The organism is Undibacterium sp. TC9W, from assembly GCF_049339865.1.
In the GTDB taxonomy this organism is placed as follows: domain Bacteria; phylum Pseudomonadota; class Gammaproteobacteria; order Burkholderiales; family Burkholderiaceae_D; genus Undibacterium.
On sequence record NZ_JBMPPJ010000003.1, the window covers coordinates 139,651 to 151,835 of the forward strand.

The 12,185-nt window shown below is 52.0% G+C and carries 11 protein-coding genes; 7 read left to right on the forward strand and 4 right to left on the reverse strand.

Annotated features, from left to right (window positions below):
• Positions 1–37: 37 nt before the first annotated feature.
• Entirely contained in the window at positions 38–1,441 is a 1,404-nt protein-coding gene (locus tag ACO0LN_RS04825; RefSeq protein ID WP_422971494.1) for a hypothetical protein, read from the forward strand.
• Here the strand turns inward: ACO0LN_RS04825 and ACO0LN_RS04830 are convergent.
• Positions 1,438–2,361, reverse strand: coding sequence for a LysR family transcriptional regulator (locus tag ACO0LN_RS04830; RefSeq protein ID WP_422971496.1), 924 nt, complete (start codon positions 2,359–2,361; stop codon positions 1,438–1,440). The two genes, ACO0LN_RS04825 and ACO0LN_RS04830, sit on opposite strands and share 4 nt — an antisense overlap.
• A 167-nt stretch (positions 2,362–2,528) precedes the next feature.
• On the opposite strand from ACO0LN_RS04830, the gene ACO0LN_RS04835 reads away from it, so the two are divergent.
• The 3 genes from ACO0LN_RS04835 to ACO0LN_RS04845 all read left to right on the forward strand — a co-directional run bounded on the left by ACO0LN_RS04835 (position 2,529) and on the right by ACO0LN_RS04845 (position 4,949).
• The gene (locus ACO0LN_RS04835; protein WP_422971498.1) at positions 2,529–3,527 is read left to right on the forward strand and encodes an NAD-dependent epimerase/dehydratase family protein; all 999 of its coding nucleotides are present in this window, start codon (positions 2,529–2,531) and stop codon (positions 3,525–3,527) included.
• 113 nt (positions 3,528–3,640) lie between these two features.
• The gene (locus ACO0LN_RS04840) at positions 3,641–4,156 is read left to right on the forward strand and encodes a flavodoxin family protein (protein ID WP_422971500.1); all 516 of its coding nucleotides are present in this window, start codon (positions 3,641–3,643) and stop codon (positions 4,154–4,156) included.
• Complete coding sequence (locus ACO0LN_RS04845) at positions 4,146–4,949, forward strand: arylamine N-acetyltransferase family protein (RefSeq protein WP_422971502.1); 804 nt, start codon at positions 4,146–4,148, stop codon at positions 4,947–4,949. The genes ACO0LN_RS04840 and ACO0LN_RS04845 overlap by 11 nt, the downstream gene beginning before the upstream one ends.
• A 439-nt stretch (positions 4,950–5,388) precedes the next feature.
• Here ACO0LN_RS04845 and dbpA read toward each other — a convergent pair whose 3' ends face one another.
• Both dbpA and ACO0LN_RS04855 read right to left on the reverse strand, forming a co-directional pair.
• Positions 5,389–6,774 carry an ATP-dependent RNA helicase DbpA gene (gene dbpA, locus ACO0LN_RS04850; protein WP_422971504.1) on the reverse strand — a complete coding sequence of 462 codons (1,386 nt, stop codon included), beginning with the start codon at positions 6,772–6,774 and terminating at the stop codon, positions 5,389–5,391.
• Between the two features lie 143 nt (positions 6,775–6,917).
• Positions 6,918–8,558: a DUF4214 domain-containing protein gene (locus ACO0LN_RS04855; protein ID WP_422971506.1), complete on the reverse strand. Its 1,641-nt coding sequence runs from the start codon at positions 8,556–8,558 to the stop codon at positions 6,918–6,920.
• A gap of 192 nt (positions 8,559–8,750) precedes the next feature.
• Between ACO0LN_RS04855 and ACO0LN_RS04860 the strand changes: the two genes are divergently transcribed.
• Genes ACO0LN_RS04860 through ACO0LN_RS04870 form a run of 3 tightly spaced genes read left to right on the forward strand, consistent with a single transcriptional unit; the run spans position 8,751 to position 10,562 of the window.
• Positions 8,751–9,272: an SRPBCC family protein gene (locus ACO0LN_RS04860; RefSeq protein WP_422971508.1), complete on the forward strand. Its 522-nt coding sequence runs from the start codon at positions 8,751–8,753 to the stop codon at positions 9,270–9,272.
• A gap of 41 nt (positions 9,273–9,313) precedes the next feature.
• Entirely contained in the window at positions 9,314–9,604 is a 291-nt protein-coding gene (locus ACO0LN_RS04865; RefSeq protein WP_422971510.1) for a hypothetical protein, read from the forward strand.
• Positions 9,605–9,635: 31 nt separating this feature from the next.
• Entirely contained in the window at positions 9,636–10,562 is a 927-nt protein-coding gene (locus tag ACO0LN_RS04870) for an AraC family transcriptional regulator (RefSeq protein WP_422971512.1), read from the forward strand.
• 5 nt (positions 10,563–10,567) lie between these two features.
• Here ACO0LN_RS04870 and ACO0LN_RS04875 read toward each other — a convergent pair whose 3' ends face one another.
• Positions 10,568–12,148: a pyridoxamine 5'-phosphate oxidase family protein gene (locus ACO0LN_RS04875; protein WP_422971514.1), complete on the reverse strand. Its 1,581-nt coding sequence runs from the start codon at positions 12,146–12,148 to the stop codon at positions 10,568–10,570.
• Positions 12,149–12,185 lie beyond the last annotated feature (37 nt).

Below are 12,185 nucleotides of genomic sequence, written 5' to 3' on the forward strand. Positions count from 1 at the left end.
GCGCTATTAACTTGAACTGTACATGAAGAAGATGTCAATGCGATTGCAAATATACGCACTATTTTTTGCCACAATTCTTTGTAGCCCGATAGCTGCAAGTGCCAGCACTGAAGCGCGTTGGGTGCACGGTTCATGGGTGAATGTCAGGGAAAAACCAGAGGCCAACGCGCAAGTGGTGGCGCATCTGGTGACTAATACTCCGGTACAGCTTGATACATCAGCGCCTAATGGAAAATTTTGTGCAATTACCTGGGGTCAGGGACAGCAGGGTTTTATTGCCTGTAATTTATTGGGTGAAAAGGCTTTGCGACTAGAAGACTTTGTCGATAGCTATCATCGCAGCAGTGAAAGCACGAATTACTTCCCGGCACGTGCTTTCTGGATGGCGCCCAGCTTCAGACGTTTACAAGATGCCGGTTCCTATTTCCAGGAAACCATGCTGAGTCCACAACAAAAAGCGCTGGAAACGGTAGACAGTAATTTTGTGTGGGAAAAACGGCCAGCGCTCAAGCGCTACCCTATCCCTGAATTTGAAGCCATGAAGCATCGCATGATGGCCGGTATCATCGAGCCAGCTTCGCCTTATTTCCAGCCTCCGGCTCCATGGGAAGCATTACTGAAGCTGGCAAAGTCTGAGGAATTACCCGGCAAAAAGACCACAGAGGTTGCTGCCCGTTTGCATTCATCCCTGTTTTATCCCGGCGTGCTGGTCATGTTACGCCAACTGAATTTACCTGCTGCAGCACCCTCGTATTTCAAATCACTGGATGAACTGGGCAGACCGTCTGCCAGCCCTGAAGAAATTTCCAGGCAATATCAGATACCGTATGCCATCAAGCCCCTGAGTGGCCCGTATTGGGATAACTATGAGCCTGCAGGCATCAATGTCATAGGCTGGTGGGACCTGGGCAAGGTTGAGGTGTTTTTGCAAAGACTTGTTATCAAAAACATCTTGATGCTGAATGGCCACATCAAATCGGCAAGCTCGGATTTGAAATATAGTCTGGGTGTGGATAGTTGCCAACAGGGTTTTCGTTTTATAGGACCTGGAGATCAAGCTGAACCTGTAAAAAGCCTGGCGCAAAGAAGACTGGAAAGTTTGCAAACCAAGGCGAAAGATGAAGCGATCCTGCATTTTTATTCTCGTAAGGAGCTACCGTCATTGAATAGTCCTGCGAAAGTGACGACACAGGCACCGGTCAAACTGCAATACGATAGCAAGGCAAAATCGAATACCTTCGAGCATTTCTCTCAGGCCAGTATTACCAGTATAGACATGGACAATGATGGCATCGCTGATTTTGCCATTGCTGAAGCCTGGCATCGTGGAGCCATGCTGGAAAGCGCTACCCATCAGCCTGCTTACAGATTGATATTCGTCAATGCGGGTGGACGCTGGTATTTATTCGACATTGACCAGTTCCTGATCTGTGGCTGTTAAAACCTGTGTTGCAATAAACCTTCTGCCAGAAAATCAAACACCGTCCGTATACGCTTGCTGGACTTGAGTTCGCGATGCGTGGTAAGCCATACCGGCAGGGATGGCAGTTCCTGTTCGGCCAGCACCTGTTCCAGGTCAGGATTTCGCTCAGCCAGCCATTGCATGGCGATGCCTATCCCCAGGCCTTGCTGTATTGCCTGCCAGTTGACCAGATAGTTATCGCAACGGAAGTCGAAGAAACTGCGGTCTATTTGTATGCCCGCCGCGCGAAAACCAGCGATAAACTGGTCAGACTGATCCAGCCCCAGCCAACGGAATTTTTGCATCAAGGCCAGTGTGGCTGCCTGGTTTTTTGAAGGTAGTGCAGGCAGGCCTGCCAGATAATCCTTGTGACCATACATGCCTATGGGCCAGTCTGTCAGGTGACGGGCAATCAGGGCAGACTGTGCTGGCCGTATCATGCGTATGGCGATATCGGCTTCACGTTCGAGTAAATTGCTGACCTGATTACTGGCGACCAGTTCTATCTGGATTTCCGGATGCAACTGCGCCAGCTCGCGCAGCAGCGCTGGCAAGACAAAGCCGGACACCATCTCGCTGGCGGTGATCCTGACCGTACCTCGCAAGCCATTATCCTGGGTCGCTGCAGCCATGCCCAGTGAGCGCGCCGCCGCCATCATGTAACGGGCAGGTTCGACCAGGTTTTCACCAGTACTGGTCAATTTCAGACCACGCGCTACTCTCTCAAACAAGGCTGCACCCATGCTGCCCTCCAGCTCCGCGATCTGGCGTGACAGGGTAGGCTGGCTCAGACCCAATACCTCGGCAGCACGCGTCAGCGAACCCTGTTCTACGACCGCAACAAAGCTGCGTATCAGGTTCCAGTCAGTCTGGCTTGGGTCGAAAGTGAGTTTGGACATGTGATTCCATCATGGGGACAGGTCAAAAGATACGCAAAAATTTGCAAGTCAAAGTATTCAAATTTGAATAGGACTTATGTATTTATGTCGATTGTAAATACATCCTGCCAGATTGAAAATGCCTGCATTACTTATTTTTTCTGACACGCACATCACCGGAGCCTCTCATGAATTTTGCATCCAAAGCAAACAATGCTCAATCACCCTCAGTGCTGGTACTTGGTGCCAAAGGTCGCCTCGGGCAGGCTGCGGTTGAGGCCTTTGCCGCAGCAGGCTGGCGCGTGATCGCTCAGGCACGTACAGCCAGCCATGACAGGCCGGAGCAAAATATAGAGTTCCTGCAATGTGATGTACTTGACACCGCGAGCATACTGGCTGCAGTACCCAGGGTGGATGTGGTGGTGCATGCGGTGAATCCCGACTATACCCGCTGGGACAGCCTGTTGCCACCGACCACAGATGCCGTCATACGCATTGCCACCGCCACCCGGGCCTTGCTGATGGTGCCCGGCAATGTGTATAACTTTGGGGCTGATTTGCCTGCAGTGCTGGCAGAAGACACGCCTTTTGTCGCCAATACCCCCAGGGCGGCACAACGCATAGCCATGGAAGAAAGCCTGGCTGCTGCCACCCAGCAGGGCTTGCGCTGCGTGATTTTACGCGCCGGTGATTTCATTGGCGGCACCGGCACCTGGCTGGACATGGCGATCACCAAGTCACTCGCCAAAGGTGTGGTCACTCACATGGGGCCAGATGATTTGCCACATGCCTGGGCTTACCTGCCCGATCTGGCCAGGATATTCGTGCGCGTCGCAGAGCAGCGTGATCGTTTGCCTGCTTTCGAGGTCATGCATTACCCTGGCATTACTGCCAACGGCAAGGACGTGCATGCCGCACTGGAGCAATTGAGTGGCCGCCCACTCAAAGTCAAAGCCATGCCCTGGTTGCTGATGCAGGCCATCAGCCTGTTCTCTCCCATGCTGCGCGCTGCGATCAAAATGCGCTACCTGTGGCAGCGTCCGCATCAATTGCAAGGTGAAAAACTGGAAAATTTACTTGGCAAGATAGCGACCGGCAGTCTGCAGGATGCCCTGCGTAGCTATGTGAAGAAACCACAGGCAGGCAAAGATTTCTTGCTGGAGGCCGATATAGGCAAGCGAAGCTGATTTTGACGGGTGCAGGCAGCATGCTCGCATATTTTCTGCGGAGGACTGCTCTGCAAGAAATGCCATAGCGGAGTATATTCAGCTTTCTTTCTTGTTGATTGTGTATCGCAACCATGCCTGAAACCCGCACCGTTATTATCGTTGGCAGTTCCAGAAGCACGGGCAATACTGCTGAACTCGCCATCGCTATTGCCAGCAAACTCAAAGCCAGTGTCATCGATCTTAATCAATACCAGATAGCTCCCTTTGATTATGAATTCAGGAACCGCGATGATGATTTCCTGACGCTGATGAAGCAGGTACTCAGCTTCGACCGCATCATACTTGCGACCCCGATGTACTGGTACTCTCCCAGCGCCATCATGAAAACTTTCATGGACAGGATTTCTGACTTGCTGAAAGTTGAAAAAGACCTGGGGCGGCAATTGCGCACAAAGAAAGCTGCACTGCTGGGCACGGGTTACGACGCCATACCCGCCGCCTGTTTTGAGCAAGTGTTCCAGCATACTTTTGACTATCTCGGCATGGGATATGAAGGCATGTTGTATGCAAGCTGTCAGGATGATTTCATTCATGCCGAGCATGCGCTTGCGATAGAAAAATTCACGGAGGCCCTGCATGCTGAATGAAGCACAACTTGATGCCTATATGCACAGGCTCGCCTATCAGGGCTCACGCCATGCTGATCTGGCGACACTGACCGCATTGCATCAGGCACATATGCAAAAAATCGCTTTTGAAAACCTGGATATCAGCCTCGGTAAGAAGCTGGATTTATCGACCGATGTCTTACTGGATAAATTATTGCGGCAAGGCCGTGGCGGTTTTTGCTATGAGCTGAACCAGGCCTTTGCTCTGTTGCTGGAAACCCTGGGCTTCACTGTCAGCCGCTTGTCTGCCCGAGTGCATAATGGCAAGGACTATGGGCCTGATTTTGATCACATGCTCTTGCTGGTACATGTGGATGGGCAGGATTATCTGGCTGATGTCGGTTTTGGTGATTGCTTCCGTACACCGCTGCAATTAGGTGGCGAGGGTGTACATGAACTGGGCTTGCACTATTATCTGCTTGCGGATGGTCAGCATCATTATGTGCTCATGCAGGCCAGGGATGCTGGTGCAGGGCATGCACAATACCGCTTCAGTTTGCAGGCGCATGCGATCAGCGATTTTTTTGCAATGTGTGAGTATCAGCAGACTTCGCCTTTATCGCATTTCACGCAAAAATCAATATGCTCTATTGCCACCGCCAAGGGGCGCATCAGCATATCCAACAATAAATGCATCATTACCGATGAGCATGGGCGGCATGTGCATAGCATCCGTGATGAAGATGAATACCGCACCTTGCTGTTGGAGCATTTTGGGATGAAATTGGCGGGGGATGTGAATGTTCGGAAGTTATTGGTGAGGCGGGCGTAGGAACTGTCTTCTTCAATTCCTGACAATTTCATTAACGTCAGTCCTGAGTGCTTTTGGCAGGAATCCAGCGGCGTTTGTGGCATACTGTAAGGTAAATTAATTTCAGATACATCATAATTGCATATCTGATTTTAATGCCCCTATACGTTATTTAAGAGTGCCGGCCGGGGGTAGCCCGGCAGCTACTCACTTTTCTTGTCTCGCCAAGAAAAGTAAGCCAAAGAAGGCGACCGAGGCGTCGCTGCCCCCTAAAGGGGGTTCCCTTTGCTGCAAGTCAAAAAATGGGAAATACCCGAAACTCGCTTCGCTCAGACAACGTTCATTTCTTTATCCATTTTCTGCCTTGCAGCAAAGGCATCGACACATCGGAACTGCAAAAATCAAAAACAACTTCAAAGTCAACAACAGCGGCAACGTCAAAAGCAGACCCATAACACCATCAATCAACAATCCGCATCCTGAATTGCCTGCCCTTGATATTGGTACGGCTCAGCCTATCTACCGTTTTTTCAGCAACCTGCCTGTCTATGGCGACGTAGGTGACAAATTCCGAGACATTGATTTTGCCTACCTGTTCTTTTTTTAAACCCAGATCAGCAGTCAGTGCGCCGAGTAAATCGCCGGGGCGGAGTTTGTCTTTTTTGCCGCCCATGATGCATATGGTCATCATCGGGGCTTGCAGGTCTCTTTCCGGGCCTGCTTCAATTGCGTGGATATCGCCCCAACTGACGGATTCACCCTGATACTCTTCGATCAGTTTGACCCACTTCTTTTCACCGGGTGTAGCCAGGCTCAGGGCCAGGCCTTTTTCACCGGCGCGGCCTGTGCGGCCGATGCGGTGGATGTGGACTTCGGTGTCTTTGGATACATCGACATTGATGACGGCACCCAGCGTTTGTATGTCGAGACCGCGGGCGGCGACGTCGGTGGCGACGAGGACTGAGCAGCTTTGATTGGCGAAACGTATCAAGACCTCGTCGCGGTCGCGTTGTTCAAGGTCGCCGTGCAGGGCCAGGGCGCTGATGCCCTGAGCGTGCAATTCTTCTGTCAGTTCGCGGCAGTGTATCTTGGTATTGCAAAAGGCAATCGTGGATGTCGGCTGGTAATGATGCAGCAGCGTGGCGACAGCGGTATTGCGTCCCTCAGCTGTGACCAGGTAAAACATTTGTTCGATATGATTGGCGGCATGCTGGGATTCGACCTTGATCTCCACCGGGTCGCGCAGCAGTTGTTCGCTGGCCTGGCGTATATCGTCCGGGTAGGTTGCCGAGAACAGCAGGGTTTGCCGGCGCGTAGGCGTGGCGGCAACGATGTCGTAGATATCATCATAAAAGCCCATATCGACCATGCGATCGGCTTCATCCAGCACCAGGGTTTGTACGGTTTTCAGGTTGATGGTGTTGCGGCTGATATGGTCGATCAGGCGACCAGGTGTGCCGACCACGATGTGGGCACCATATTCGAGCGAGGCAATCTGCGGGCGCATGGCCGTGCCACCGCACAGGGTGACGATCTTGACGTTTGGCATGGTCCTGGCCAGACGGCGCAATTCATTGGCGACCTGGTCAGCCAGCTCACGCGTCGGGCAAATCACCAGGCCCTGGACGGCAAAATAAGTGGGATTAAGCTTGGCCAGCATGCCTATGCCAAAAGCAGCGGTCTTGCCGCTACCGGTCTTGGCCTGGGCGATCAGGTCTTGCTGCTGCAGGATAATGGGCAGGCTGGCTGCCTGTATGGCTGTCATTTCCTTGTAGCCCAGGCTGTCCAGGTTGGCAAGCATGGGGGCGGATAGCGGCAGGGTGTTGAAGGCGGTGGATTCTGACATGGGATGTATTTTGTATGAAGACGACGACAGCAGGCCGCTCTTTCATGAGCAGCCCGGCGGATATGTCGTCATTGTAGGGTAAGCTGCCGCCAGCGTGGCGGGCTTTGAGGTATGAAAGACTGAAAGTGGCTATTACTGCGTGTTTATGCAGGCCAGACCAGGTATTCAATGCCATTTTGTATAGAACCTATGACCAGAGCCTGGTTTTCGGCGCTTTCACAAAAGCTGGCGAGGGCACCGGCGGCAGTGATTTTATTGGTGTTGAGCTGATCCAGCCAGTAATTGAAGCCAGCCTGGTCTGGTGTACGGTGCAAGACATTTTGGTAAAAATTGGTCACCAGCACGGTATTCGTGGGTTTAGTGCCATACAGTTTCTGGAATTCAGCCGACAACATGAAGCCCGCTGCAACCGTCGTCAGGCTGGAACCCTGGTCCATATCATTGATCCAGTAACCCAGGCCTTTCAAGTCTGGCTTGCGGTCAAAGGCCGCCTGGTAAAGGCGGTAAGCCTGCCCGGCAATGCCATTGATATCAAGGGCGATGTTTTCATCGGTGAAATGCAGGCGTTCTACGTTGACCAGGGTATCCGTGCCTTCAGTACCAGTTTTAGCAGCGACTACCGCGGTGCCCCCTTTGACGCTGACACTGTAATTTGTGTGCAGACCGTTGTAGATGGCGGTATCAAGGCCGAGGTCACCATCAATTGCATCGTTGCCGCCATTGCCTGTAAAACTGTTGTTGAGCTTGTTGCCATACAAAGTGTCATTGCCAGCACCGCCTATTGCATTCTCTATATAGGCACCATAGGCGATGCCGAGATTTTGCCTGCCGTCGTAAGTTGGTACCGTGCCACCGGTATAGCCAGGCGGATTGGGCGCAGACACCATGCGTATGTCAGAATAACTGCCGGGGCTGAGGTCGATCATGCAACCCAGAGTAAAGTTGGCGACAGAAATTGTGTCATTGCCACCAGCATCCCAGATGGTTTTCAGGAAAGGAGTATTCGGGTCGAAGGTATACACATCGTTGCCCGTCCGGTAACTGTTATTGGCACCATACGCAAATTGCATGGCGGCGATATCCAGCACCATCGGTGTTTCTGGCACGATGTACTTGAAACTGAATGAAGGCTTGCCTGAGGCATCGTAAGTGATGGTCCTGAACATGTCATTGGCTTGTTCCGTGTAAGACATGATGGAATATTGTGCCGTATCAAAGGCCGTAGGCAAGACCACATCACCCTCGAAAGGGTGCTTGAGCCCGAGCGCATGACCAAGCTCATGTATCAATGATGAATAATTGAATGAACCCACGCTCCAGTTGGTATTGGTTTTATTGCCATTGCCAGACAGCCAGATGTCCCCGCCAGAAGGGCTGACACTGCTTGGCCTGTAGGCCCAGCCCCAGGCACTGCCGCCTGTTGATGTGGTGTCTGCGAATGAAGTCCAGGCAACGCGGATATTTCCTGCGCTGGTGTTGTTGTCAGCAACCTGTACAAACTGTATGTCAGCGACATTGGCCCAGGCCTGCATGGCAGCCTTGGTGGCGGTTTGCTGTTCCAGGCTGAGCGCCATGTGGCTGGCACCCGGTTCATTGTCCGAGGTGTAGCTGCTGGAACTGTTGCGCCCATAAAAATAGGATTCGCCCGCAGTCCATGGGAAGCTGTAAGTAACAACTGCACCATTCAGGCCACCCCATTTGATGCCATGGAGCAGCGCATCAATCAGCGTGACGCCGGTTAGCGTAAAGTTGGTGGTCTGGCCTGCATCGCTCGGTAATGGCATAGGAATATGGATAAATTAATGGAGAATGGTCTTAGTATAGCCAGTTTGTTGCCTGAAAAACAGCAAGCGCAGGTCCTGGATTTCGCTTTGACAGTAAATTTTGTAAGCAAAATATACTAGGGCTTGCATGCAATGCTGGTAAATAGGCCTCAGGCAAATTAAGCTATTAGCTCAATATTGAGGAGACGTCTCATGATCATTGCCATTGTCGTGCTTTTGTTCGCTGCCTTCTTATTGTATGCCGCCAGCTTGCCGGATCATTTTCGTGTCGAGCGTTCTCTCGTATTCCAGGCCAGGCCTGAACAGATTTTCCCCCTGATTAATGATTTCCATGAATGGGAAGCCTGGTCTCCCTGGGAAAAGGCCGACCCGGCTGTGCAGCGCACCTATAGCGGTGCTGCCCAGGGGCAGGGAGCGGTTTATGCTTGGAAGGGGAACAAAGACCTGGGTGAAGGCAAGATGGAAATCCTGGAAACCCGGCCGCATGATTACCTGCGCCTGCAAATCAATTTCTACAAGCCATTTGCTGCGCAAAACACTATCGAGTTCCGCCTTGAAGAAAAAGATGGCGGCACGGTCGTCAGCCATGCCATGTTTGGCCCTTGCAACTTCATGTCCAAACTCATGAGTCTGTTTTTCAGTATGGATAAAATGGTGGGTGGCAAATTTGATGAGGGTCTGCATAGCATCAAAAATATCGTCGAAAAAAACTGAACAGACTTACCGTAAGAGCAGCAATTTTGAAAGGACAGCACATGGCAAGACAGCGAAAATTCTATACCTGGTTATGCCAGCATAGTCTTGCCAGTTTTTTGCTGCTGACTCTGAGCTTCGTTGTGTTTGGCAAGCTGTCTTTCGATATCGTCCATCTGTTCAGTGCCAATGCTGAATATCTGCTCGATAATGGCTGGATAGGCCTGGTCGAAGGTGGTTTGCAGCAATTGCTCGAACTTGTATTGTCAGCCTGCGCTGCCATGGCTGCCTACATGCTGTTCAAACTCTGTGAACAGGCTTTGCTGGAACGCCTGCGTCACCGGCATGACTGACGCAGAAAGACAGAACTGAGCAAGAACTATCATGCAGCATCGCTGGAGGCTGTTTATTCTGCAGTCTGTCAGGGAGAAATCATTGAGTGAATCCAATTACCAACAGCGCATGCTGCGTGTGTTGCAGTACATCGATACCCATCTGGATGAAGACTTGTCGGTGGAGCGTTTAAGTGCAGTTGCGGCTTTCTCAAAATTTCATTTCCACCGGCAGTTTTCTGAATATTTTGGTCTGGCGGCATTTCGTTATGTGCAGCTATTGAGACTTAAAAAGGCCATGTATGAACTGGCATTCCGTAGCCATAAACAGGTGATCCATATCGCCCTGGATAATGGCTATGAAAGCAGTGAAGCTTTTTCCCGTGCTTTTAAAAAAAGCCTGGGACTGAGCCCGGCACAATTCAGGAAGCAACCTCAGTGGGACAACTGGCAAGAAAGCAATTCAACCTTGATCCAATTGAGAGAACAGCATATGCCCATGACTTATCAACACAGCGATGTACGCATCGTCGCCTTCCCTGAAACCCGTATTGCCGTGCTGGAACATCGCGGCGCGCCCGGCTTGCTGCCCAATAGCATCCAGCGTTTCATTGCCTGGCGCAAGCTCAACAAACTGCCACCCAGCGTCAGCGCGACTTTTAATCTTATCTATGATGATCCTGAGCAAACACCCGCTGCCGATTATCGTTTTGACCTGGCAGCGGCAGTCACTGCGCCAGTAGCAGAGAATAAGCATGGCATCATCGACAAAACTATCCCCGCCGGAGAATGTGCAGTAATAAGGCATACCGGCAGTGATGCTGAGCTCGGAAATGTCGTGCGCTTTTTGTATAACAGCTGGTTGCCACAAAGCGAGCGCAATTTGCGCGACTTTCCCCTGTTCTTCCAGCGCATCAGCTTCTTCCCTGACGTGCCTGAACACCTGATGGTGACCGACATCTTCCTGCCTTTGCAATAATAGCTTTACAGATCAAGCACCAGTTCACCCTCTTGTGCACGCGAGACACAGATGCAGATGCGGTCTTTTTGCTCTGCTTCTGTCAACACCGCATCCCTGTGCAGTGCCTGCCCGCCCAGCAATTTCACGGCGCAAGTGCCGCAATTGCCAGTTTCGCATTCTGCCTGCGCTACTACACCATGGGAGCGCACGGCTTCCAGAATGGTCTGATCAGCGCGGACATGGAAGACTTTTTTACTGCGTGCCAGCTCCACCCGTATCTCTTCGTCCTGATTTGATTTTTGTACCGCAAATCTTTCATAGCGTACTCTTTGCGGGTCTATGCCCAAGGCCGCCGCAGCACTTTGCGCGGCAGCGATCATGCTGGCTGGGCCGCAGATATAGAACAGGCTGTCCTGACCGGCTTCTTCCATGATGTTGTGTATATCCATGCGTTGCTGCAGATCTGCCGCATACAGATGCAATGAGGCACCCAGTTGAGTTTGCAACTCTGCGCGATAGGCCATTGCACTGAGCGCGCGGCCTGCATAATGCAAAGTGCATGGTCGCCCCTGTGCTGACAATTGTTCAGCCATGGGTTTGATGGCAGTGATACCGATGCCCCCGGCGATCAGCACGGCGGGTGCCGCATGCGCATGCAATGAAAAGTCATTACGTGGCAAATCACAATGCAAGTGCATGCCCAGCGCATAAAGATCGTGGACTGCTATGGAGCCTCCGCGGCCCTCGGGTGCGGCAAGCACGGCAATTTCGTAACAGTTAGCTGGTCCACCAGCAGAACTGATGGAGTATTGACGTGTAGCCGCCTGCCCGTCTGCCAGCAAGACGGGTACACGCAAATGTGCGCCTGCGCTCACCGCAGGCAAATCCTTGCCTGCAGGGTCACGCAATTCGTAGGCGCGTATGTGTGGACTGAGTTGGCGCACACCTGTGATCACCAGTTCCAGTGGGCCATTACCAAGGCTGGTGGGTTTTGCCGGTGCAGTCTTTTGTGTTAACTGTTCTTCCAGTTGGTGCTTCTCAGCCAGCAGCTTCGCCAGCATGCCCTGCACTTCTTTTTCGCTAAACCTGGGTGTGATATGTTGTGGGCAATTCCACTCCACGGCTTCTACCGTGATGACAATAGCACGCTCGACACGGGCGCGGTAGCCAGGCATTTCCAACCTGGCGATCAGGCGCACATCATCCTCTTCATGAACGATTCTGGCATGGCCCCATATCTTCATGCGGCGGCGGCGGGCATAGTCCATGAGTATCAAGGATACCCTGTCGCTGGCAAGCAGATTACCCACGCTAAGGTACTGGGCATTACCAGAAAAATCTGCATAAGCGATGGTCTTGTTATCGAGGATTTTAAGGAAACCGGCTGGGCCACCGCGGTGTTGCACGTAGGGCCAGCCGTTTTCTGAAATCGTCGCCTGGTAAAAGCTGTCGCGGGCAGCGATGAATTCCATGTCCTGCGCCAGCAGGGAATCGCGTTTTTCTTCAACCAGTTCAAAACCACGATTGGCTTCGCGGCTGCCATACAGGCTTTGTGCGGCTTTGACGCTGTGGGTAAAACTGATATCGGCAAATGCGCGTGACATGATGATCTCCTCGCTGTGACGGGACAGATTTCTGGAC